Annotated in this window: 21 protein-coding genes; 11 read left to right on the top strand and 10 right to left on the bottom strand. The window is 32.4% G+C overall.

The window, feature by feature from the left end:
• Positions 1-39: 39 nt before the first annotated feature.
• From KM029_RS03705 to KM029_RS03695, 3 genes are all read left to right on the top strand, one after another.
• On the top strand, positions 40-1,452 hold the full coding sequence (locus KM029_RS03705; protein WP_144075436.1) for an SPOR domain-containing protein: 1,413 nt from the start codon (positions 40-42) through the stop codon (positions 1,450-1,452).
• A 4-nt stretch (positions 1,453-1,456) separates the two neighbouring features.
• Positions 1,457-2,506 (top strand): o-succinylbenzoate synthase, encoded by a 1,050-nt coding sequence (locus KM029_RS03700; RefSeq protein ID WP_144075750.1) that lies wholly within the window; start codon positions 1,457-1,459, stop codon positions 2,504-2,506.
• A 96-nt stretch (positions 2,507-2,602) separates the two neighbouring features.
• The gene (locus KM029_RS03695) at positions 2,603-3,349 is read left to right on the top strand and encodes a hypothetical protein (RefSeq protein ID WP_144075435.1); all 747 of its coding nucleotides are present in this window, start codon (positions 2,603-2,605) and stop codon (positions 3,347-3,349) included.
• Positions 3,350-3,430: 81 nt separating this feature from the next.
• On the opposite strand, the gene KM029_RS03690 is transcribed toward KM029_RS03695, so the two are convergent.
• A complete protein-coding gene (locus KM029_RS03690) occupies positions 3,431-4,942 on the bottom strand; it encodes a peptide MFS transporter (protein WP_144075434.1) in 1,512 nt (503 codons plus the stop codon).
• Between the two features lie 221 nt (positions 4,943-5,163).
• On the opposite strand from KM029_RS03690, the gene floA reads away from it, so the two are divergent.
• Complete coding sequence (floA, locus tag KM029_RS03685) at positions 5,164-6,174, top strand: flotillin-like protein FloA (protein WP_144075433.1); 1,011 nt, start codon at positions 5,164-5,166, stop codon at positions 6,172-6,174.
• Between the two features lie 61 nt (positions 6,175-6,235).
• Here the strand turns inward: floA and KM029_RS03680 are convergent, their stop codons facing one another.
• The 3 genes from KM029_RS03680 to KM029_RS03670 form a co-directional block, all read right to left on the bottom strand.
• Positions 6,236-8,098: a peptidase U32 family protein gene (locus KM029_RS03680; protein ID WP_144075432.1), complete on the bottom strand. Its 1,863-nt coding sequence runs from the start codon at positions 8,096-8,098 to the stop codon at positions 6,236-6,238.
• A 121-nt stretch (positions 8,099-8,219) separates the two neighbouring features.
• Complete coding sequence (locus KM029_RS03675) at positions 8,220-9,527, bottom strand: dicarboxylate/amino acid:cation symporter (RefSeq protein ID WP_144075431.1); 1,308 nt, start codon at positions 9,525-9,527, stop codon at positions 8,220-8,222.
• A gap of 295 nt (positions 9,528-9,822) precedes the next feature.
• Positions 9,823-11,976, bottom strand: coding sequence for a S9 family peptidase (locus tag KM029_RS03670; protein WP_144075430.1), 2,154 nt, complete (start codon positions 11,974-11,976; stop codon positions 9,823-9,825).
• Between the two features lie 86 nt (positions 11,977-12,062).
• Here KM029_RS03670 and KM029_RS03665 point away from each other — a divergent pair, with 86 nt between their 5' ends.
• Positions 12,063-12,602: a thioredoxin family protein gene (locus KM029_RS03665; RefSeq protein ID WP_144075429.1), complete on the top strand. Its 540-nt coding sequence runs from the start codon at positions 12,063-12,065 to the stop codon at positions 12,600-12,602.
• A gap of 57 nt (positions 12,603-12,659) precedes the next feature.
• On the opposite strand, the gene KM029_RS03660 is transcribed toward KM029_RS03665, so the two are convergent.
• The gene (locus KM029_RS03660) at positions 12,660-14,114 is read right to left on the bottom strand and encodes an aminoacyl-histidine dipeptidase (RefSeq protein WP_144075428.1); all 1,455 of its coding nucleotides are present in this window, start codon (positions 14,112-14,114) and stop codon (positions 12,660-12,662) included.
• Between the two features lie 33 nt (positions 14,115-14,147).
• Positions 14,148-14,852, bottom strand: coding sequence for a leucyl/phenylalanyl-tRNA--protein transferase (aat, locus tag KM029_RS03655; RefSeq protein WP_144075426.1), 705 nt, complete (start codon positions 14,850-14,852; stop codon positions 14,148-14,150).
• A 335-nt stretch (positions 14,853-15,187) separates the two neighbouring features.
• Between aat and folD the strand changes: the two genes are divergently transcribed.
• From folD to KM029_RS03640, 3 genes are all read left to right on the top strand, one after another.
• Entirely contained in the window at positions 15,188-16,078 is an 891-nt protein-coding gene (folD, locus tag KM029_RS03650; protein ID WP_144075425.1) for a bifunctional methylenetetrahydrofolate dehydrogenase/methenyltetrahydrofolate cyclohydrolase FolD, read from the top strand.
• Between the two features lie 108 nt (positions 16,079-16,186).
• Entirely contained in the window at positions 16,187-16,831 is a 645-nt protein-coding gene (locus tag KM029_RS03645; RefSeq protein ID WP_144075424.1) for a 7-carboxy-7-deazaguanine synthase QueE, read from the top strand.
• Between the two features lie 76 nt (positions 16,832-16,907).
• On the top strand, positions 16,908-18,773 hold the full coding sequence (locus KM029_RS03640; protein WP_144075423.1) for a TrkH family potassium uptake protein: 1,866 nt from the start codon (positions 16,908-16,910) through the stop codon (positions 18,771-18,773).
• Here KM029_RS03640 and KM029_RS03635 read toward each other — a convergent pair.
• Both KM029_RS03635 and KM029_RS03630 read right to left on the bottom strand, forming a co-directional pair.
• Complete coding sequence (locus KM029_RS03635; protein ID WP_144075422.1) at positions 18,770-20,020, bottom strand: hypothetical protein; 1,251 nt, start codon at positions 20,018-20,020, stop codon at positions 18,770-18,772. The genes KM029_RS03640 and KM029_RS03635 overlap by 4 nt on opposite strands.
• Entirely contained in the window at positions 20,020-21,105 is a 1,086-nt protein-coding gene (locus KM029_RS03630; RefSeq protein ID WP_144075421.1) for an NAD(P)/FAD-dependent oxidoreductase, read from the bottom strand. Before KM029_RS03630 ends, KM029_RS03635 begins: the two co-directional genes overlap by 1 nt.
• Positions 21,106-21,171: 66 nt before the next feature.
• Between KM029_RS03630 and KM029_RS03625 the strand changes: the two genes are divergently transcribed.
• Positions 21,172-21,813, top strand: a complete 642-nt coding sequence (locus KM029_RS03625; RefSeq protein ID WP_144075420.1) for an MBL fold metallo-hydrolase — start codon at positions 21,172-21,174, stop codon at positions 21,811-21,813.
• Between the two features lies 1 nt (position 21,814).
• Positions 21,815-22,495 carry a CDP-diacylglycerol--serine O-phosphatidyltransferase gene (pssA, locus tag KM029_RS03620; RefSeq protein WP_144075419.1) on the top strand — a complete coding sequence of 227 codons (681 nt, stop codon included), beginning with the start codon at positions 21,815-21,817 and terminating at the stop codon, positions 22,493-22,495.
• Between the two features lie 34 nt (positions 22,496-22,529).
• On the opposite strand, the gene KM029_RS03615 is transcribed toward pssA, so the two are convergent.
• Entirely contained in the window at positions 22,530-23,714 is a 1,185-nt protein-coding gene (locus KM029_RS03615; protein WP_144075418.1) for an AI-2E family transporter, read from the bottom strand.
• A gap of 88 nt (positions 23,715-23,802) precedes the next feature.
• On the bottom strand, positions 23,803-24,135 hold the full coding sequence (locus KM029_RS03610) for a DUF3276 family protein (protein ID WP_144075417.1): 333 nt from the start codon (positions 24,133-24,135) through the stop codon (positions 23,803-23,805).
• A 263-nt stretch (positions 24,136-24,398) separates the two neighbouring features.
• Between KM029_RS03610 and KM029_RS03605 the strand changes: the two genes are divergently transcribed.
• Positions 24,399-25,070 (top strand): septal ring lytic transglycosylase RlpA family protein, encoded by a 672-nt coding sequence (locus KM029_RS03605; protein ID WP_144075416.1) that lies wholly within the window; start codon positions 24,399-24,401, stop codon positions 25,068-25,070.
• Positions 25,071-25,073: the final 3 nt, after the last annotated feature.

Genomic DNA, 25,073 nt, shown 5'->3' with positions numbered 1-25,073 from the left:
TTTTTGCACACATAAATATACTTAACTTATTGTGTCTCGATGAGAATCTCTATTACAAAGTACTTAATTTCTTCTTTATATATTTTTCTGCTAGTAAGCTGTTCTGTTGAACAATTTGATACGGAAAAGCCTTTTTCAATTAAGATAGCCTCTTTTAGAGAATATGATAATTTAGAAAATGCTCTTGAACGTGTCTCGGATATGGGACTTAAACCATATACAATTTCACAGACTTCAACAGAAGGAGGTAAGTGGTATCATATCATGATTGGTGCAGAAAAAACACTAGAAGATGCATTGTCTTTAAAAATGACAATAGAAGATAACCACCGAATGAGTAATCTTGAAATTCAGAATTACAACAAATTACAGAAACAATTATTGGAAGTTGAAGAAGATGAGATTGACAATTACCCCGTTACTTGGAGTGCTTTAGATCTTGTATCTCAATTGCCATATACACCTTATTTTAGATTGAAGAGTGTAAAATCTTTACACTATTATCATGATATTAATCACAGGCAAAGTACTGTAAGTAGAAATATATCATTTGATTTACCTCGTGGATTGTCAATTAGACAATTTCAAAAAGATGTTGATGAAATTGTTGAAGGGGTATATGTAGACCCTTTATATGGTAATACAATAACAATTCATCTTATAAAATTACACGAAAAACATAAACTTGGGGATGAGGTAGCCAAAACAATCTCTGAGCGAATTTTAAATTCTAAGAGGTACAATGTCCAAAAAATGGAACCGTTTTCTTCTGGTAATAATTGGGACATGACGGGGCATTTAGTGACAATTAACCCTAAAGCATTAAAATCTTATATAGTTCAAGAATCTGGTTCAGGACTTATTTTAGCCTTAGTACAATCAACAGAAAATAATGTGAATGTATTAAAGCAAATGGTGAAATTAATTGGTGAAGAAAAATCAATAGAATCTTATAATAGTGTGCATAGGTTACTTGCTTCTTTACCAAATAATTTAAAAACTACAGAGCGTTTAATTGCATTTGATTTTTCTACAAAGGAAAGTTTAAGAGGGAAATCGGCATTAGTTGAAAGAGGTGAAACAGAATTAGAAATTTTAATTACTGATACAAATAGAGGAAACTTATTATATCAGTTAGAAAACTTTAATGATGAGAGTTCTACTGATAGAGTGTTTAAAACACGTTATTCTTCTTATTTAGAAAATTCATCTATTGAAAAAGTTTTATTGGGTTCTAGAGATGCCTTTATTTATAAAGTAAGGAGACGAAACCCTGAAACTCGTAAAATGGGAGAAATGCCTGAATCTATTGTTTTTCAAAATGACAGAGAAATAGGAAAAATTTCTAATATTAAACAAGGAATCCATACGGATAAAGAATTGGTTGAAAAACTAAGTAAATTCCGTTTAGGTGATCAATATCAAATATCAGAACCAGCATCAGCTTTCTAAAACAATGCTTCAATTTAGTTATCAAAAAAGAGTACTTGACTTTAATTTCCCCGCTAAAACATCTAGAGGGTCAATTACAACAAAGAATTGTTTTCTTATTTCTGTTTTTGATACAGATGAACCAAACATAGTAGGTTGGGGAGAATGTAATACATTAAAAGGGTTGAGTATTGATTATTTTGAAGATTATGAAGAACGTTTAAAGTTAGTACTTGATAAGATCAATAAGTTGCCTTTATCCTTTGCTACATTAAGTGATTTTTTAGATAAAGAGGTTTACCCAAGTATATTCTTCGCATTAGAAACTGCTTTGTTAGATTTATCTAATGGAGGAAAGAAAAAAATTTATACTAACAGTTTTTATAAAGGGACACCAATTCCTATTAATGGGTTAGTTTGGATGGGAGATAAAGCTTTCATGAAACAACAAATTGATGAGAAATTGGCCAAAGGCTTTGATTGTATAAAGGTAAAAGTAGGAGCTTTAAATTTTGAAGACGAATTACAATTACTTAAATATATACGGTCTGAATATTCTCCAGAAGAAATCACATTACGTGTAGATGCAAATGGAGCATTTGCAGTGGGTGAGGCAATGGAAAAGTTAAAACGACTATCTGCCTATTCACTCCATTCTATCGAACAGCCCATCTGGGCAGGGCAATGGGATGAAATGGCTGAACTATGTAGCACAACACCAATACCAATTGCTTTAGATGAAGAGCTGATAGGTATAAAAACAGCACATCAGCAGAAATTATTAGAAACTATAAATCCACAATACATTATTTTAAAACCTGCTTTAGTTGGTGGCTTAGAAGCTTCTAAAACTTGGATAGCATTGGCAGAAAAGCAACATATACCTTGGTGGATGACCTCTGCTTTAGAATCAAATATTGGTTTAAATGCAATTGCACAATTTACAGCAAACTATGTAATAGATAAACCACATGGACTTGGTACTGGGCAATTGTATCATAATAATTACGCTTCGCCATTAACAGTTTCATCAGGTACTTTATTTTATGATAAAGAAAAAAAATGGGAAGTTTAGATAGACCTTGTTAAGTAGTTTTTAGACAAACTTTAATTATTCTTTTTGGAGGTAATACGTTAATTTTAAACAGACCTAATTAACGCTATTATCATTATGAAAAACCTAATTTATTCTTTTATTGTTCTCCTCATTTTGTCTAATTACAACAGTACAAATGCTCAAAACTTTGAGAGTACTGAGGAGCTAAAAAATTATTACAAAGAAAATGCAGAAAGTCTACCTTCTCCTCAGAATGGTTGGTTTGAAGCGTGGGTAATTATGCCCTCTGAAGAAGAATTTGAACACCATACGGATGGAGAAGTCCAGAATGCTAGGGTATTTGTTCAAGATGGAGAAGTCCTTAAAGTCTTTTATGATAATGATTCATACCTAGAATCAGTGTACACAATCAGTGATGTGAAAAATGGAAAAGCTAAATTTCAGAAAGTGTTTTTAGACATAAATCACGATTTAACTGAAGTATTTAGTGCCTATACACATACAGTAATTTTTAAAGATCATAAGGCTGAAGTAGAAACACCTTTAGCTGCTGGTGATAATATCGGGAATGTAGTATTTTACTCAAATAGTAAAAAAATACAAAAGCAAGGTTTCTTTGTGTTTGTTAGAAATAAGATTACTGAAGAGTATGACTTTATTGGTTATTTAAATAAAAAATATGACGAATCTAAAGAAGCTTTAGATGAAATTGCACTTCAAATCCCAATGAAAAAAGGAGATTATGAAATATTTTCGGTGCAAAATAAAATACAATTTAATAGAAGAATGCCAATGAATAAGCATGAAATTGATTTCATGGAAGAAGCATCTCATCAGATAGAATTAGTAGCAAAGAAATAAAGTGCTAGAATTTTAAAAACAAAAACGGGTCTCGATAGAAATTTATCGAGACCCGTTTTTGTATGTTTATATAAAATATTCTTAGTGAATACCTTTCATCATTTTTGTTAAGAATGGTGAAACAACAAAAGCTAATGCTGCTGCAACCAATGCATAAACTGTAATGAAGTAGAAAGTGTCAAATTCATAATATTCTGAAATTGCAGTCATTTGTGCTGCAAAGAAGTTACCTAATGCAATTGATCCCATCCAAAGTCCCATCATTACTGAAACGATTTTTGGTGGAGATAATTTTGTAATCATAGATAGTCCAATAGGAGACATACATAACTCACCAACAGTATGGAAGAAGTATACCATTACTAACCACATTGGAGATATTAATGCATTAGAAGCATTATATGTATCATTAGCGATTGCCATAATACCAAATCCAATTGCTAAGAAAACTAATGACCAAGCAAATTTATAAGGTGTTCTTGGGTTTAGTTTCATATCAGAAAGCTTGCCCCAGATAACAGTGAATAAAGGTGCTAAAATAATAATGAATACAGCATTAATAGATTGGAACCATGAAGCAGGAACTTCAAATCCCATTACATTTCTATCAGTGTATTCATTTGCAAAAGTATTAAAAGATGTACCCGCTTGCTCAAAACCAGACCAGAATACAATATTGAAAATTGCTAAGGCTAAAATTACACCTACACGACTCCATTGTGTAGCTCCTTCTGTATTCTGATAAATTGTATAACTTAAATACGCAAAACCACCAATACCAATAATACCTACAATAGTATTAATAATATCTGCATCTACATTAATTAAGAAATGGACAATAATGTAAGAGAATACCGTTAAACCAACTACATAAGATAGGATAGAAGTCCAATCTTTACCTTCTAATTTATTCTTTTTATGTGGGTCATCTTTAGGAGGTAAACCTACAGGAAGACCAGTTTCTCCACTAACAACAGAAGTTTCTCTTAAGAAAAACCAAATAGTTGAGATAACCATACCTATACCTGCTGCCATAAAGCCATATTGCCAACCAACATTTTCTGCAAGAGAACCACCTACAAAGTTTGTTACAAATGCACCTAAGTTGATACCCATGTAAAAAATTGTAAACCCGTTATCTTTATTTGGGTCGTTTGAACTATATAAACCACCAACCATTGTCGAAATGTTTGGCTTAAAGAAACCGTTACCAGTAATAAGTAATCCTAAACCTAAGTATAACGACATCTGACGTGTTAAAAACATATCATGCATATCTGTTACAGATAATGCCATAGTAAACTGACCAATAGCCATTAGAAGGGCACCAACATAAATCGATTTCCTCTGTCCAATTAATTTATCTGCCAGAATACCGCCAATAATTGGAGTTACGTATACTAATGCTGTGAAAATACCATAGATGCTATAGGCCTCTGTTTTTTCGAGTCCAAATCCTCCTTTTGCTAGTGTTGCTGTAAGGTATAAAACAAAAAATCCTCGCATCCCGTAGTAACTGAATCTTTCCCAGAACTCGGTTGCAAATAAAGTATAAAGTCCCTTAGGGTGACTTTGTGAAGCTGATTTACTCACGATTTACTATTAATTATGGTTAGTAAAATGTTTAATTGAAATATTTTTGACTAAAGAAGGGTATAATTTACCACTAAAATGAGTTTAAAAATAATTGTTCCACAAATATGGTAAAATTTATAGATATAAAAAGTTGATATTTGACATCAAAACAATCATTATTATGTATTATCTTTCAGATTAAGTAATATTATTGATTAAATATAAACTAAAATTAAAAAATGAGCTTATCAATTATCGCTGTATTTTTAGTTCTAGGTATTGCAGGCTTTTTTACATTAATGTATTTTGTTCCTGTTAACCTATGGATTACAGCAATTTTTTCTGGTGTTCGAATTAGTTTACTAAGTTTAGTAACTATGAGGATTCGTAAAGTGCCCCCAAAGATTATCGTTAACTCTATGATTACTGCAACTAAAGCTGGTTTAGACCTAAATACTGCAGAATTAGAAACTCATTATCTTGCAGGTGGTCATGTACCTTCTGTAATTAAGGCATTAATTTCAGCAGAGAAGGCAAATATTCCTTTATCGTTTAAATTAGCAGCTGCAGTAGATTTAGCAGGTAGAGATGTATTTGAAGCTGTTCAGATTTCTGTAAATCCACAAGTGATTAATACACCAAATGTTTCTGCTGTAGCACAAGATGGTATTCAACTTGTAGCAAAAGCAAGAGTTACTGTACGTGCAAATATTGCTCAGTTAGTTGGTGGTGCAGGTGAAGAAACAATACTTGCTCGTGTAGGTGAGGGTATTGTAACTTCTATTGGTTCTTCTCTATCGCACAAAGAAGTATTAGAAAACCCTGATAAGATTTCACGTCTAGTTTTAGAAAAGGGATTAGATTCTGGAACTGCTTTTGAAATTCTTTCTATTGATATTGCAGATATTGATATTGGAGATAACATTGGAGCAAAATTACAAATTGATCAAGCAGATGCTGATTTAAAGGTTGCAGAAGCAAAAGCAGAAGAGCGTAGAGCGATGGCTGTAGCTGTTGAACAAGAAATGAAGGCAAGAACGCAAGAGTCTAGAGCTAAAGTGATTGAAGCTGAAGCAGAGGTGCCTCGTGCAATTGCAGAAGCGTTTAGAAGTGGTAATTTAGGAATTATGGATTACTACAAGTTAAAAAACTTACAGGCTGATACTACGATGCGTGATTCTATTGCTGAATCTAGCAAAGATGATCAAACAAGCTATAAGAACAGTGCAGATGATGATGATGATGAATAATCTATCCATTATTTAGGCATAAAAAAGGGTTACATTTCTATATGAGATGTAACCCTTAATTTTATACTAATTCTTCTGGAGAATCATCAATAGTCATCACACAATCTTTACAATTGAATTTTAACTTATATCTATTTTTCTTTTGTTTTAAATAAAGAGGAAATTGTACGTTTTCAGGAGGTGTTACAAACGTTTCATGTTCATCACACATACCAATTTGATAACGCAAACAATGTTTTGTAGTCATTAGGCGAAGTTTACTTTTATCTTCACGACCTTCAAATCCTTCTTCAATTTCTGTTACTCCATGTTTGGCATAAAAAACTCTGGCAAGTTTATTTAATACATTTCCATGATGATCCCATTTTTGAATCTTTTTGGGGAATGGGAAAGTGTCATCAATTTCTGTATTCCAACGAGCAGGTTGCTTGTATGCTTTATTTCTTTTTGCTTCAAGAGCATCAATTAAATCTCTTCTCATTTGATTTAAACGACCACCTGGAATAAATGGTAAATTACCTTTAGGTAAAGAAACAGAGTTGATTAAAAAGATAGTATTACCAGATTTCTTAAGAGATTTAGTCATATTTTGTTCAGACTTTTCTCTGTTTGAGGCTACCTCGAATGCTTCTTTGTAATTATCTGTATGGGAATTACCGTAAATATCTTTAATAGTTAACGATACCGTACTGTTTTCCCATTTCATTTCAACATCAGCTTCAATCTTTCGAACTGTTTTTTCCGCTTTTAATTCTTTGTTGAATTGTTGATCGAAGTTTCTAAAGATTTCAGCACCTACGCGAACGCCCATTACTAAAGATGTTTTAATCCATCCATCGTTATCAACATGTTCTACTTTCATTCCTTGAAGTTTCTCGTGCTTATCTAAGAAGCAAAGACCATCACCAGGAACTAAAGTTTTATCAGTATCTATTAAATATTGATTTGCTTTTACATCTTTAACCACACCAATTTTATCACCAATTGCTTTAGGTGTATCGTAATTTACAATTTCAGTGTGTCTATCATTATAGAAATAATCTGAAAAACCTCTATTGTAAGTTTTTTCAGGAGCAGGTTCAAAGTCAAGAATAGTTTTGCCTTGAGAATCACTCACAAACTCATTACCGTACTTATCTAATACAAAGTCAATACGTTTACGGAAGTTACCTACCATATTTTTTACATACGCTTCGTCTTTTAATCTTCCTTCAATTTTAAAAGATTTTACACCAGCTCTTGCAAGTGGAAGTACGTAATCTTCTAAGTTTAGATCTTTAAGAGAGAGTAAATGTTTTTGATTTGCTAACATTTGGCCCGCATTATCTACTAAATCAAAAGGTAGTCTACATGGTTGCCCACAAGCACCTCTGTTAGCAGAACGATCTCCAACATTATTACTCATATAGCATTGTCCACTTAAACTAACACAAAGTGCACCAGCTACAAAAGCTTCTAATTCTACATTTGTTTTCTTTCCAATATCTTCAATTTGCTTGATAGATAACTCACGAGCCAATACGACACGGTCAAAACCTACTTTCTCAAGAAACTCAACTTTTTCTAAATCATAGTTGTGAGTTTGAGTACTTGCGTGTAAAGGGATAGGAGGTAAGTCCATCTCTAAAAGCCCCATATCTTGAATAATGATTGCATCTACACCAGCATGGTAAAGATCCCAAGCTTGTTTATGAGCTGCTTCTAATTCATTATCAAAAAGAAGAGTGTTCATCGTAGCAAAGATATTTGCATTGTATCGATGAGCGTGTTTTGTTAACTTTTCGATGTCTTGGATACTATTTCCAACGGCATCACGGGCACCAAAAGCTTTTGGACCTATATATACAGCATCTGCACCATGGTTGATAGCAGACATACCAATTTCAATATTTTTAGCCGGAGCTAATAATTCTAAAGACTTCATTGCGTCAAAGTTACGAGTATGAGGGTGCAAAAGTAAGTATATTTTGCATTGATAAGAAAAAAGCGATCAATTACTTACTGTATTGATCGCCTTATTGTTATCTATTATATAAAAAAGAAGTTTAATCTTCTTCTATTGTGTTTTCAATTGATGGATGATTACCTACAGATTTATCTACTAAAATAGCTACTGTGGCATCTCCTGTAACGTTTACTACGGTTCTAAACATATCTAATATTCTATCTGGAGCAAGAATTAATGCAATACCTTCTGTAGGTAAGCCAACTTGTTCTAATACAATAATTAGCATAATAATTCCTGCACCAGGAACTGCTGCAGAACCAATAGAGGCCAAAGTTGCAGTAATTACAATAGATACTTGGTCCATCATTGTGAGTTCAATACCAAAAACTTGGGCAATAAAAACTGCCGCTACTCCTTGGTATAAACTTGTGCCATCCATGTTTACAGTTGCACCTAATGGGAGTACAAAACTTGTTGTTTCTTCAGATACACCTAATTCTTCTTCCACCTGTTTCATTGTTACAGGCAATGCTGCAGCACTTGAACTAGTAGAAAATGCCATCATCTGAGCAGGGAAGATACCTTTTATAAATTGCGAGAAATTTACTTTAGCAAAAACTTTTAGAATAGTTGGGTAAACAGCTGTTACCATTATCATTAACCCCATTATTACAACTAATGAGTAAAAGCCTAGTGTAAGCAATAGTTCAGTTGCTTTAGAGGGGTCATCACCCGTGAAATCTGTAATAAGAGAAGCAATTAAAGCAAAGACACCATAAGGAGCAAATTGCATGATTAAATCAACCATTTTTAAAATGATTTTATCTAAGCTGCCAAAGAAATCTTTTACTGCTTTACCATGTTCTGCAGGAATAGCAACTAAGGATATTCCGAAAAGGATAGCAAAGAAAATTACTTGTAGCATATTACTATTACTACTCATTGCATTAAATATGTTACCTGGTACCATATCTAAAAGAGGTTGTAAAGGACTTCTTGATTGTACTTCACTTGCCTGAGCAACTCTGTTTGATGCACTATCTGCAAATCTTTCTAAAAAGTTTGCTCTCATTTCTTCAGAGAATCCTGCACCCGGTTGGAATATATTTACGAGTACTAACCCTATAGAGATAGCACATATAGTTGTTACTAAATAAATCAATACGGCACGGCCACCCATTTTAGATAATTTGGATAGATCGGTCATTGATGCAACACCGTTTACCAAAGATATTAGTACTAATGGTACTGCTATTAATTTAAGAAGGCGAATGAATATTGTTCCAAAAGGTTTAATCCAATCATTAGAAAACTCTGCATTACCAGTAAAACTTATAAAAAGCCCTAATAGTAACCCTAGAACCATACCGATGATTATTTTCCAATGAAGTGCGAGTTTTTTCATACTAAACGTTTCCTTAAAATATTGTGCAGCTATTAATTAATGTAGTTAACTATCTATTTTGTTGCAAATCACTGAAAACGTGATTTTTAAAATATCGTTTCACTTTATACAATTTGATGTTAATTTTATAACATACAAACTTGACACAAGTTACTATTCTAGTTTCATAAAATTATATTTTTTTACGTTTATTAAACTATAGTGATGATTTATATTCATCATTAGAAAACAATAAAAAAAGTGTGACTTATCTAAAAAGCCACACTTTCTTCTTCGTAAAACTACCTAAAGCTATTTATCTATTGATATTATCATCAATATACATCAATACTTTTTTCATTAAATGAACTCTGTCTTTTCCTCTAACATTATGTGGATGTCCTGGATAAGTGAAGAAATCAACTTGCACACCATTCGATACACAATTTTGTAAGAATAAGAAAGAATGTTGGGGTACGACTACATCATCAATCAATCCATGAATAATAAGTAATTTGTCTTTTAAAAGATGTGTTTTATCTAATAATAAAGATTTTTCGTAACCCTTAGGATTCTTTTGTGGAGTAGACATATACCTTTCAGTATACATAATTTCATATAGTCCCCAATCCATAACAGGTCCACCAGCTACACCAACTTTAAAAGTACCAGCCGATTTTGTCATTAGTGAAGTTGTCATGAAACCACCAAAACTCCAACCATGAATAGCTAATTTACTACTGTCTACATATGGAAGTGTTTTTAGATAATCAACACCTTTTAATTGATCCGCAATTTCCGCATCTCCTAAATGTAAATGAGTTGCTTGTTCAAAATCTTTTCCTCTATTTTCAGAACCTCTACTTTCTACTGTATAAATGATGTATCCATCTTGTGCAGCTTTTTGCATCCAAAGAGCTGCGCCTGCTTGCCATCTATTTGTAAGTAATTGTACACCTGGACCACCATATACATACATAATTACAGGGTATTTTTTAGTAGCATCAAAATTAGACGGCTTAATCATGCGGGTGTTTAGAACAGTTTTACCATCTGCTGCGGTAATTGTACTTAGCTCAATAGGAGATACGTTATAATCTGCTAAAGGATCTTTCGCATCAAGAATAGTTTTGATTATTTTTCCATTGCTATCAAAAATAACCTCTTTATTTGGCGTTGATATGTTTGTGAAATTAGCAAAAAGTAGATTACTAGAAGCATCATATTTAACACCGCTATAAACACCAGATTCTTTTGTGATTTTTGTAACTTTCTTAGATTTTAAATTTGCTTTATAAACTTGACGATCCATTCCGTTATTATCAGTGCCTAAAACAAAAATATTTTGATTCTTTCTATCAAAACCTAAAACATTCATTACTACCCAATCACCTTTTGTAATTTGAGCCAATTGTTTACCATCTGTAGAATAAAGATAAACATGTTCAAAACCATCTTTTTCAGTTCTCCAAATAAATTTATCGTTAGAATTTGGAAGGAATTCCATAGGGTGTGTAAGAGATAAATATTTGCTGTCCTTTTCTTCGAACAAAGTCTTCACAAATTCACCAGTTTCAGCATTATATTCATTTAAAGCCAAATGATTTTGATCTCTGTTTAAGATACCTACATACACTGATTTCTCATCTGGACTCCAAGCTACATTTGTTAAGTATTGCTCTTTAGGTCCTTCTGTTTTAATATTAATAGTTTTCTTAGAAACAGTATTGTACACTTTTAAAGTAACTTCTTCACTTTTTTGCCCTGCCATTGGATATTTAATTGGATTAGCAGAAGCTGGGCGTGTAGATAAATCAACTAAAGGATAATTGGTAACCATTGTCTGATCATTTCTATAAAAAGCCAACGCAGTTCCTTTTGGAGACCAATACGTTCCTTTGTTTACACCAAACTCATTTCTATGAACTGTTTGTCCGAAAACAATTTCTTTATTTGATTCATTAGTAAGTTGAACTTCTCCGTTACCAATAGAGATAAAAAGGTTATTTTCAATTGTGTAGGCTACTTTTTTTCTATCTGTAGTTACATCTTGATGTTTTCCTTCTAAATTCCAAGAAGTAGTTTGCTCCGATTTTTTGGTTGTAACATCTGTTACATAAATTTTATTTTCTACTTTGAACGTAAACTGATTTTTAGAAATCCATTTGTACCTTGGTAATCTATTAATATTTAAAAGGTCGTTATGAGATCCTTTCAAGCCGCCAAGAGTTAAAATAATATTCTTTGTCCCTTTCTTAGCATTAACCTCAACAATTCTGTTTTCTTCGTTAATAATATAATATCCTTTACTATCAGGTCGCCATTGTACAGCAAGGTGTTTGGGATAAAATTGAGACCATCTTTTTACAATCGCATCCTCAAGTGTTAACGTCTTTTTTTGGGCATTCACTGTAGATACAGTTAAAAGCATCATCAAAAGAACTGCAGTTAATTTGTATAATTTATTCATTAGAAATTAAATTGATATGGATTTAAATGATGTTATATTTTCTCAGTTAACATCAGTCTATTCTATTTATTGGTGATATTTAAGCTATGAAAAAAATAACCTTCTTTTTAATTCTATTTATCTTTCAAATAACTGATTTATATGCTCAAGAAAAGATAAATTGGTTATCATTTACAGAAGCGATAAATCTAAACAAAATACAACCTAAAAAGATAGTTGTTGATGTATATACCGATTGGTGTACTTGGTGTAAAAAAATGGATCGTAAAACATTTAGCGATCCAAAAATAATCGAGTACATGAATACCAATTTCTATGCTGTAAAATTAGATGCAGAGGGGAAATTACCAATTTCTTTTCAAGGTGAGACATTTGTATATCACAAGGAAAAGGGGACAGGTTACCATGAACTGGCATCAACTTTACTTAATGGTAATATGAGTTATCCTACGGTTGTTGTTTTATTTGTTGGGAAAGATGAAGAACTTTTAACTCAGCCAATTCCTCTTCAAGGGTATCAAAATAAAGAAAAAATGTTAATGGTCTTGTCTTATCTTGAAGAAGCTGATTTAGAAAAGCAATCTTTTTCTGATTTTCAGAAGACGTATACATCACCTTATAAATAAAAAAGATTAAGGACATAGAAATTTGATTTAATTAGCTACATCCTTAATCTTAATAATTTATTTTTTTGCTACTTTTTCTAAAGTTATTTTTAGATAATCCCAGAATCTGCTTACAGTGGCAATTTCACACATCTCATCTGGAGAGTGAGGGTTCTTGATTGTAGGCCCGAAAGAAATCATATCTAAATTAGGGTAGTGGCTACCAATAATTCCACATTCCAAGCCAGCATGTACAGCATTTACTACTGCAGGCTTACCAAATAAATCTTGGTGAATTTCTTTCATTTCTTCAAGGATTTGTGATGTAGCATTTGGTGTCCATCCAGGATATGCACCACCATGTTCCACATTTCCTTTTGTTATTGCAAATGCAGCATCTAATTGATTTGTAACATCAAATTTTGCTGAATCTACAGAACTACGCGTTAAAGATTGTACTAAAACATTACCATCTCCAACTTTTACTCTTGCCATAGATGTAGAAGTTTCTACTAACCCTTCTAAATCATCAGACATTCTAATAACGCCACAAGGAGCGGCATAAATAGCACTTAAAAGTGCATCTTGAGCAGTAACATCCATTACTTTTGCCGGAGTATCTATTGTAGATATTGCAACAACTAGATTAGGTTCTGTAGCATGTAACTCTGTTTTGATTTCTTTTTCAAATGCAGTGATATATGCTTTAAATTCTTCAACAGATTCTGGAGCGATAACTACATCTGCAAAAGATTCTCTAGGAATAGCATTTCTTAGAGAACCACCATCAATCTGAGCGATTTCTAAACCAAATTTTTGACGAGTTCCCCAAAGTAGGCGATTCATCAATTTGTTAGCGTTACCTCTGCCTAAATGAATTTCGCAGCCAGAATGACCACCTTTTAATCCTTTAATTTGGATATGGAAAGCAGTTCCCTCTGCAGCAACTTCATCATATGTGTAATTAACGTTTGTATCTATACCTCCGGCACAGCCAATGCAAAGCTCATGCTCGTCCTCAGTATCAAGATTTAAAAGTATATCTCCATTTAATATGCCGCCTTCTAAACCGAATGCTCCAGTCATTCCAGTTTCTTCATCAATAGTAAATAAACCTTCAATTGGTCCGTGTACTAAATCTTTAGAAGCCAAAACACCCATAATAGTAGCAGCTCCAATACCATTGTCAGCACCTAAAGTTGTACCTTTTGCTTTAACCCAATCTCCATCAATGTAAGATTGAATTCCATCAGTATCAAAGTTAAAATCAGTATCAGCATTTTTTTGGTGAACCATATCTATGTGAGACTGAAGGATAATTCCTTTGCGGTCTTCCATACCAAGTGTTGCAGGCTTTTTAATGATTACATTACCTGTTTTATCAACAATAGTTTCCAAACCTAAGTCTTCACCAAATTTTTTAGTGAAAGCAATAATTCTTTCTTCTTTTTTAGACCCACGAGGAACTTCGTTCATTTTTTCAAAGTTCTCCCAAATCTGTACAGGGTTTAACTGTGCAACTTCCTTATTCATGATTTATATGTGTTAGTATGTATTTTATAAAGACTAGTAGAAATCTGTTCTAAAAATAGAATTCCAATCCACTTTCTTAAATTCTCTTTGCTGATTACGCTCTACACTTAACAAAAAAGCTTCTCTAGGAATTTCTTCTGCACCTAAGCTTTCTAAGTGATCTGTATGCATTTGACAGTCGATCATTTCATAACCTTTTTCTATCAGATTCTTGCATAATGTAATAAAACCAAATTTAGATGCATTGCTCTTTTTTGAAAACATTGATTCTCCAAAAAAGCATTTGTTCATTGCTCCACCATAGAGTCCACCAATGAGTTCTCCTTCGTCCCAGACTTCTACAGAATGCATAAAACCAATCTTATGTAACTGAACATAAGCCGCTTTCATTTCATCTGTAATCCAAGTTCCACCTTGGTCTGGTCTAAAGATTTCTTGACAGGAAGTAATTACCTCCTCAAAAGCTTGATCAAAAGTAACTGTGTATGTTTTTCTTCGAAGCAATTGGCGCATACTTTTAGATACTTTTATATTCTCAGGGTATAAAACGCATCTAGGGTCGGGTGACCACCATAACAAAGGGTCTTCTGGATTAAACCAAGGGAAAACGCCACTTGCGTATGCTTCAATAATTCTACCTGGAGTAAGATCTCCGCCAACGGCTAAAATACCACTGTCATCGGTCATACGAGCAGGAGGGAATTGATTATTATTATCTTCTAATTGAAAAATCGGCATACTTAAATTTACATCAAAATTCTTATTTCGGCACCCAATTTACAATAAAGAAACTTAAAAAAGAACGAGAGATTTTTTATTTTGAAATAGGAACCAAGACAAATGAATATTTTGGAGTTGTTAACGAGTTAATCGATCTTATATATCTTAAAAAAATGGGTATAAAGTTTCGTATTAGTAATGTTCATGTAACTATGAAGAAATATCATTTTTAAAGAAATAGACCTTGTAATTATAAATATTATTTAAATTTTTATGAGAAAAGTGATGATTAAGTAACCAAAGTCACTATTTTTGCATAACTAATCTTTTTTAGAGTGCGAAAACAAAAGACAATGCAACTAATTGACGGAAAAGCAACTTCAAATGCAATCAAACTAGAAATTGCCGAAGAAGTAAGAAAACTGACTGCCGCTGGAGGCAAGAAACCACATTTAGCCGCTATTTTAGTTGGTGAAGACGGAGCAAGTAGAACATATGTAAATCATAAAGTAAAATCTTGTGAGCAAGTAGGGTTTAAATCTACTCTTTGCAAGTTTGATGCGGATATCACAGAAGAAGCACTTTTACAAACAATCGATGAGTTAAACAATGACGATGATATCGATGGTTTCATTGTCCAATTGCCTTTACCTAAACACATCAATGAGACAAAGGTAACAGAAGCAATTGACCCGAATAAAGATGTAGATGGTTTTCATCCTACAAACTTGGGTAAAATGATGTTAGGTTTACCTACATTCCTTCCTGCAACACCATACGGTATTATTCAACTATTAGATCGTTATGGTATTGAAACTTCTGGAAAAAAATGTGTTATTGTTGGACGTTCTCATATTGTGGGTACACCAATGAGTTTGCTAATGTCTAGAAATAGTAAAGTAGGTAATTGTACTGTTACTTTAACACATAGTCGTACTAAAGATCTTAAGAAGGAATGCTTAGAAGCAGATATTCTTATTGCAGCCCTTGGTAAAGCAGAATTTGTAACTGCAGATATGGTAAAAGAAGGTGCTGTTATTGTTGATGTTGGAATAACTAGAATTGAAGACGCATCAAAAAAATCAGGCTTTACTTTAAAAGGTGATGTCAAGTTTGATGAAGTAAGTGAGAAAGCTAGTTGGATTACTCCTGTACCAGGTGGTGTAGGGCCAATGACTGTAGTATCACTGTTAATGAATACATTAGAATCTGTTAAAAGAAAAACTGTTAAGGAAACAGTTTAAAATTAGATAAAAGCGCATTTTTTTACGAAATTTGCACTTTGAGTCCTTCAAGGGTTCCCTCACCCCTTGAAGGATTTTTTATTCTCTTATATTTAAAAAGGAACATTAATGGTTAAGCATTTAGAATACTCTACTAAAGAAAGAGTACAATTAGGATACGCGCTTCCTGTTATGGAAGCTTTTTATACAATTCAAGGCGAAGGGTCTTTTTCAGGACATGCCGCATACTTTATACGTTTAGCAGGTTGTGATGTAGGTTGTGTTTGGTGTGATGTGAAAGAATCATGGGAGCAAGACAAACATCCAATTTTAGATATAGAGGAGATCATTCAAGATGCAAAAGCTCACCCGGGCAGATTAGCCATTATTACTGGAGGGGAACCTCTAATGCATGAACTTGGACCTTTAACTAAGAGATTAAAAGAAGAAGGTTTTCAAATCAATATTGAAACATCTGGCACTCACAAATTTACTGGAGAAATAGACTATGTTTGTTTGTCTCCAAAAAAGTTTAAAGCTCCTGTAGAAGAAGCCTATAAGAAAGCAGATGAATTTAAAGTAGTTGTTTTTCATAAATCAGATTTACAATGGGCTATTGATCTTTCAGAGAAATTAAACCCAAATTGTAAATTATACATTCAACCAGAATGGTCTAAAAGAAATACAGTAACACCATTATTAGTTGAATTTGTGAAAGAAAACCCGGAATGGCACTTGTCATTACAAACGCACAAATACATTGATATCCCATAATTATAAATATTCCTTTAGATTTCGTTAACAGATCTCGTGAATGTTATTATCTTTGATATATAATATTGAGTAGTACATGAGTTCGAATACAAATGATTTTATTAATCAATGGCTTTTACAATACCAAGAGGTAGTTTATAAATATGAACGTAGAATATCTCTACTTGTAACATTGATCGCAGTTGGACTTGTCTTTTATAGATATGGCTTTTATTTAACAACAGAAGAAATTGAATCCGTAGTAACAGTACTCGGATTTATTTTTGTAGTTTATGAATTGGCCTACTTAGCAAGGTTTATTTTTTCAAATCATCGGTTAACTTTCCTCAAGTCAACATGGATAGAAGGTTGCCTATTGACTTTACTTACCTTTAATGGTTTAATGTATAGCTTTTTTGGTATACGGATAATCCAGCAACTTTTTAGGTTATTATGGCTTGATAATCCTTTCCAATCCTATGCTAACTTTTTATTCCTCTATTTAATTATTTTAATAGGAATTGAAACAACTAAGATTTCAGTTGCTTTTTCTGAGCTAAAAATAAAGCCTTCAACAACATTTATTTCGAGCTTTATCTTTCTAATACTATTTGGTACTTTCTGTCTAATGTTGCCAGGAGCATCTGTCGGAGAATCATCAATGGGTTTTTTAGATGCAATATTTACTTCTGTAAGTGCATCGTGTGTAACAGGTTTAGCAGTTGTAGATACAGGGCAGTTTTTTACATTTAAAGGAAAGATTGTTATATTATTTCTTGCTCAAGTAGGAGGTATTGGTATTGTTTCTTTTGCTACTTTCTTTGCAACTTTTATGTCGAAAGGAGTAAGCTTAAAACATAAAACAATTATTCAAGATGTACTTAGTAGTGAAGATTTATCATCTGCAACAGGTTTATTAAGGAAAGTGATTTTCTTGACATTATTAATAGAGTCTTTAGGGGCTGTATTTATTTATTTTAGTTGGGATAGATCGCTTGTTTTTGATAATCATTTTCAAAAAGTTTTTTATTCAATATTTCATTCTGTTTCTGCATTTTGTAATGCTGGGTTTAGTTTGTTTCCAGATAGTTTAAATACCTATATTTTATCTTCTGATACAACTCAATTTAATACCCCAAATACTGTTGTAGACCTTAGACATATGTATGGTTTACATTTGGTGATAGGGATAATTATTATTTTTGGGAGTTTTGGTTTTACAACAATTGAAGAGATCTTTTCTCCAGCTAAAATTAAGGATAGAATCAAAAACCCTTGGAAAAAGTATTCTATAGGTACATCAATTTCTTTGTACTCAACTATTTTACTTATTTTACTAGGTATGGTGGCTGTGTTCTTTTTAGAGATAGATCAATTGAGAGAAGATAGAACATTATTGGAATCATTGATAGCATCTTTCTTCCAATCTGTAACTACTAGAACAGCCGGTTTTAACTCTATGGATTTTGGAAGCATGAAGCCTTCAACGATAATTGTAATGATTTTCTTGATGTTTATTGGTGCAGCTCCAGGTTCTACAGGAGGTGGTATTAAGAGTAGTACTTTTTATGTTTTGCTTCTGTCTTCTATAGGGATAATTAGAGGTAGACAAAGAATGGTTGTGAGAAAAAGAACAATTAGTGATGATAACATCAAACGTTCGTATTCTATTTTTATGTTTGCTGTAATCTATAATATGGTAGCAATATTCTTGTTGACAATAACAGAGTCAGGTAATTCAAATATTGAGATTTTACCCTTAGTTTTTGAAGAGGTCTCTGCTTTTGGAACAGCAGGTTTGAGTATGGGTGTTACAGGAGAGTTATCTTCTTTAGGTAAAGTAATTATTATTTTATCAATGTATATTGGAAGAGTAGGAACATTAACACTAGCATTAGCGTTAAGTTCCACTGTAAAAACAAATAATTTCCAATATCCTGAAGCACATGTAATGGTAGGCTAAGCCTCATCCTTACTTATCAAAACAACAAATAATTCGTTTTCTGTTTCTTTAGATTTAATAGAAGTTGAAATCATCATGATAGGTGTTCGCTCACTATTGGCAGGGTTATAGGCTTCTATATGTCTAGCTGTTTGCGGTTTTCCTGTTTTCTTTGCTAAGATCATAGGATGTTGATCTAAAGGAATTTCAACATCTGTACCTGCAATAAATAATTTTCGTACATCCATTGCATCATCTTCTGTTCTGGGTCTAACACCTCTACCTAAGAGTTCTGTTCCTGTTTTATTTACATAAATAGGTATTGTATCTTCGTCAGCAACTAAAATACCGAGAGAAGCCTCAGAAAAAGTTTCTATTAAAGAACTTATATTATCGGGTAGGTGATCTACTTTTTTCTTTGTTTCCTTTTCATACGCTGCAATTTGTTCTTTTGCCCACCTTAATTCTTCTAATTGTGTATGATACCTACTTTTTAGCTGATCTTCCGTTTCCTTTTCAACTTGATCACTAGAAGAAAAGTTGAGATTTTTAAAAGCCATATCAAATTCCATAAAGAAGTTTTGCCATTCTTCTGGAGCATTTCTATTCAGTTCACTTGCTATACCTTGACTTTCGTATTCAAGGTGTTTGACAAAACTTAGAACTGGTTTTTTCAACCATTCTTTAATTACCTTATTTGCACTAAAATAAAATATAGTGAGGCATAGAATACAAAGTAAAGTAAGCGGTAATGTTTTAATACTCTGATTTAACCACAGATCTACTTGTGATATACAAAGTGCTACAGATTTATTAGAATTTACAGCAGGTGCAATTCTTACAATGTACCAATTCTTAGTATTTGATGTAATATGGTAATTAGGGTTTTTAAACTCCTTAGTTAAAGTAATTGGAATAGTAGAAAGAGCAGTCTTATTCATTATAGTTTTCTCTTTCCCATCTCTAATCCAAAATACAGGTGTACCATTGTCGTTCAAGAAGTAAGTATCAGTATGGGTGAGTTTATATAAAGCAAACCCACTATTACGTACTTGAACTATTGATTTTTCAATTTCTTTTGAAGCAATTTTATATTGGAGTGATGCTTGAGAATTCTTTAATGCCTTTACAAGCATACTTTTCTCTTGTTTAACATCAAGGTATATCTTGATTCCGCTTCCAATAAATATAAATACAAGGGTAAGAATATAAGTAAGTAAAGCCTTAAACTGTACTTTTGAAAAAATAGTATTTATCTGAGTATTCATTATTTTGTATTCAAATTAATTCTCTGTTGCTTAGAAAGTCGATCTAGTCGTACTTCGTAAGGTAAATCACTACCTGTCTCAATTTTATTTATGAGCAGTTGCGAAAAATAAGGAGCTAAAGAAACGCCTTTGGCACCTAAACCATTAAAGATATGAATATTTTTAGATTTATCTGATGTTCCTATAAAAGGTCGTCTATCAAAGGTGGCTGGTCGTATTCCTGACCAATGAGAAAGAATCTCATATTCATCATTTATTAGATTATCTACTTTTTCTAATAATTGTCTTTTACCTTTTTCAGTAGGAGACTCCATTTGTTCTACTCTTTCGTATGTAGCTCCTAACTTGCAATTACCTTCCTCATCAATTGGTAAAATAAAGCCATTTCTATTTACTATATGATTAAAACGTGCATTTTTGAATTTTATCATAAGCAACTCACCTTTTACAGGTCTAAAATCTAAATTAGTAAAGTAGGGGTTACTTTCAACTTTATTCCCTTCACAGAATATAATATGTTTTGCCGTAATATCCTTGTAACGAACCCCACCTTCAAGTTGTTCTAATTGATCATAATCAAATTCCTCATTAATTAATTGATTATTTTTTAGAGCAAATTCTTTAAAGGCATCCAGCAATACAGGTATATCAACGTAACCACTTCTAGTAACTTCCATACCGCCAAAATCAGCTTGTATATAATCTGTGTATAAACCTTCTTTATGAAATTCCTCTATATAACTTTCATATTTATCGTCTGCACTTGCAGAAATCCAATCAGTTTGTTTTTCTTGTGAATCAAATGGGAAATAAAGGTTCATTGGTTTAAAACTTTTTACGCCATATTTTTCATCTAGATGAGGATAGAAATTTTCAAGTTGATCAAATAATTCATCACACAGCCAAGTCTTCACCATCTTTCTTCCAGTGATTGGGTTGTATAATCCACCAGCAACACGGGAAGAGTTTTTTAGAACGGCATTGTCAATGATTTTAAATGAAAAACCATTTTTTTGAACTGTTTCGGCAAAAATTGTCCCTGCTAAGCCTTGTCCTACTATTAAATAATCAACTGTATATGTCATACTAAAATTCTAATTGTACATTTGTACCGTAAATATCATATTCTGATTAGAAAAAGTAGCAACAAAATGATAAAAGTTCACACTTTAACCTTTAGTCCATTCCAAGAAAACACATATGTGGTATGGGACGATACAAAAGAAGCAATAATTGTAGATCCTGGATGTTATGATGCATCAGAAGAAAAAGAACTTGTATCTTTTATAGAAACGAACGAACTAAAAGTTGTCAAGATAGTAAATACACACTGCCATTTAGATCATGTGTTTGGTAATAAATTTTGTCAAGATACATTTGGAGTGAAATTATATATCCCAAAAGGGGAAGTTGAAATGCTAGCTATGGGAAGTGCATCGGCTGCAAAATATGGCATACCTGGTTTTATAACTTCACAGCATGATGAGTTATTAGAAAACTCAGGTGAAATTAAATTTGGTGAGTCAACATTAGAAATACTATATGTTCCAGGTCATTCACCAGGTCATTTAGTATTCTTTGATAAAGAGGTAAAAGTAGCTTTAGGAGGAGATGTATTGTTTAAAGGATCTATTGGGAGAACAGATTTACCTGGCGGAGACCATCAGACGCTTTTAGACAACATTAAATCTGTAATGTACAAGTTACCTAACGAAACAGTTGTATATCCTGGTCATGGACCTTTTACAACTATTGGGGATGAGAAAAGAAGTAATCCATTTGTAAAAGGATAATATGGGAATAAAAAGACATATACCGAATGCGATTACTTGTGGAAATTTACTTAGTGGTTGTTTTGGTATTTCGCAATGTTTTGAAGGAAATTTAATCCTTGGAGCATCAATGATTATTGTAGGAGCGGGGTTTGACTTTTTTGATGGCTTTGCAGCAAGAATGTTGAAAGTTTCTTCTCCTGTAGGTAAAGAACTCGATTCGTTGGCTGATATGGTTACTTTTGGTGTTTTACCAGCTGTTATATTATACCAATTGTTTTTACAATTAAATGTACATGAGTATATACCTTATCTTGCATTTTTAATAGCAGCATTTTCAGCAGTAAGATTAGCTAACTTTAATGTTGATGAAAGACAATCTGATGGTTTTATTGGTGTTCCTACTCCAGCAAATGCATTACTGATTGGATCCTTGCCTTTAATTATAGATATGTATCCGCAGTTTACTCCTTATGTTATGAACGAATATGTTCTAATTGGAATAGTTGTAGTGATGTCATATTTATTAAACGCAGAGCTTCCTTTAGTTTCTTTAAAGTTTAAGAACTTTGGATGGAAAGGAAATGAGTCTAGATATATCTTAATAGGAATTAGTATTTTACTTTTACTCTTTTTACAAGTTGCAGCTTTGCCATTAATTGTGGTTACACAGGTAGCTGTATCAATGGTATTTAAAAAGTAGAGTTCCTGTTTTTCATAAAAGAAGCATCTGATAGTTAACTATCAGATGCTTCTTTTATTTTGACCTTTGGCTTTTCATTTCTAAAGATCTGATATTTTTTATATCCATACCAAAACTCCTCCGAGCCTACTTTTAAAATTGTTAGTGTCGGAATAGCAAAAACCATCCCTATAACACCACCCAATGCAGAGCCTACAAATACGGCTAAGAATATGGCTAGAGGATGCATTTTTACACTCCTAGAAAATATAATGGGTTGGACTACAACATTGTCGACAAGTTGTACTACACCAAAAACAGAAAGTACTTTAATAATTAAGAAGATATAGTCTGAAACTTCTACGAGAGAATCATCTGTAAGAATACCCACAAGTACGCCAAAAGAACCACCAATAAAAGGTCCTAAATACGGTATTAGGTTTGCTACAGCAGCAAATACGGCAATAGTAATTGCATACTCTACATTGGCAATTTTTAAACCAATGGTTGCTATTGAGAATATACTTAACATTTGTAAGAATAACCCAAGAAGATAACTGGAAAGAAGCTTTTCTGTTTTGATTATTGCAGCAATGGAAACTTCAAAATATTTATTTGGAATGAGTATAATAAATTGTCTTCTAAATAAGCTAGGATCATATAAGAAGAAAAATGTAATGAAAAGCACTGCCATTGTTCCCACAAAGAAGTTACCTGTTACTGCCAAGACACCATTTAAAATGCTTCTTAATTTATCACTTTGAATAGTACTTGATATTTTTTCTGTTAACTGATTAAGTAAAAAGCCATCTTCAGCATCATTCAAAAAATATTCCTTTACGAGTGCTTCTAAACTATAAATTGGCCCTTCTATTACACTAAGTAATTCTTGAGTGTTTTTTTCAGATAATACTGCTATTTGACTTTTTATCAATGGATAAAATAAGAAAACAAACAACCCAATGATGGAGAAAAGCAAAAGGAAGGAAATGAATACTGCTAATGCTCGAGGAAACCTATATCCAAAGGCATGCACATTAGAAATATAATTTGTAGGCGTTTGTAGTATCGATGATATAATCAACGATATAATTATATAGGCAAGAATATCTTGAAGTTGTACAGAAAGCCACATAAATACAGCAATTACAGCTATAAATATTAATAGATTACTGAACGACCTAAAGTATTTTGCGACAGATGCTATTTCTTCAAAAGAAGATTTAATTTTATCAGACATTATAGATTTATCATTTCCCTTTAATAAATATAGAAAGGCTCTTGCTTATTTAAAAGCAAGAGCCTCTCTAGATTTAACAATAGTTGAATTAGTAAGACAAATCGTTGTCAAACGGTTCACTTTTGTATGCATCATCAAATTTCTCTTCGTAATTGTCTTCTTCTTGTTGTTGTTCTGGTAAAAGATCATTCTTGACTTTGTCAACACAATCTCCTAAAGCATCAACAAATTTCTCAAAATCTTCTTTGTATAAAAAGATCTTGTGTTTCTCGAATACTGGTTGGTCATCTTTAAAGCGCTTTTTACTTTCCGTTATGGTAAGGTAATAGTCGTTTGAACGTGTTGCCTTAACATCAAAAAAATACGTACGTTTTCCAGCGCGTACTTTCCTCGAAAAGATTTCTTCTCTTCTCTCTTCCACTGTCTTTAATCTTTTAGTTTAATACACTCTAAATTTTTGTATAACATTTATATTATCCAAATAGAATTGAAAAAAAATGCACTTTATTTATACTTTCTTTCAAAAATAGAGGAAAAGGCTATTTTTTTTCTAATTTTGAATCACGAAAAATTACAAATCATCAAAACATTTTTAGTTTGAATTTTTTAGTTAAACTAATTTTTGTGCTTTTATTCCCCTTAATAACGACGGCACAAAGCATAACCCAAATAGGATATAAAGAAATGGGTAAGGCATCCTACTACCCAGACGATCGAAATGGATCTATTACAGAAGGAGGGTATAAGTACGACATGACTGCCATGACTGGCTCTCATAAGTATTTCCCTTTTGGAAGTATTATTAGTGTTAGGAACGTGAATAATGGAAAAACGATTCAAGTAAAAATTATTGACAGACCTTATACAAATAAGAGAATTTTGGACGTAACCTATGCTGCAGCTCAGAAACTGGATATTATTGGAAGAGGACCAGTAACTGTTGAAGTGATTTTACTTGATACTCCTCAAACTTTAAGGAGAAAGAGACAAGAAGCACTTGCTCAAAAAGAAGAGGAAGAACATCTAGATACTTTATCTATAGTTGTTGATCCATTGAAATTTCTAAAAACAGGTACTTATACTTCTGATGGTGAATTAGCTGATGTTGAAGGTTATGGGATTCAGTTTAGTATGTCTAACGATATAGAAGTAACCCTTCAAGAAGTTTCTAAGCTAGAAAATAATTATTTATTAAGTGAAGTGTTTGTACAAACAGGTTGGTCGAATAGCAAAAGAATTTACCGTTTAATTATTGGTGAATTTAGCTCTAATGATGAAGCACAACCTTTACTTAAATTACTAAAAAGTGGCGGTTTTGATGATTGTTTTATCAAAAAGCATTTAAAGAATATTTAAAAA

Source organism: Flammeovirga kamogawensis, assembly GCF_018736065.1.
Lineage (GTDB): Bacteria > Bacteroidota > Bacteroidia > Cytophagales > Flammeovirgaceae > Flammeovirga > Flammeovirga kamogawensis.
Note: the sequence above shows the minus strand (reverse complement) of the source record. Positions and strands in the feature narration are given on the sequence as shown.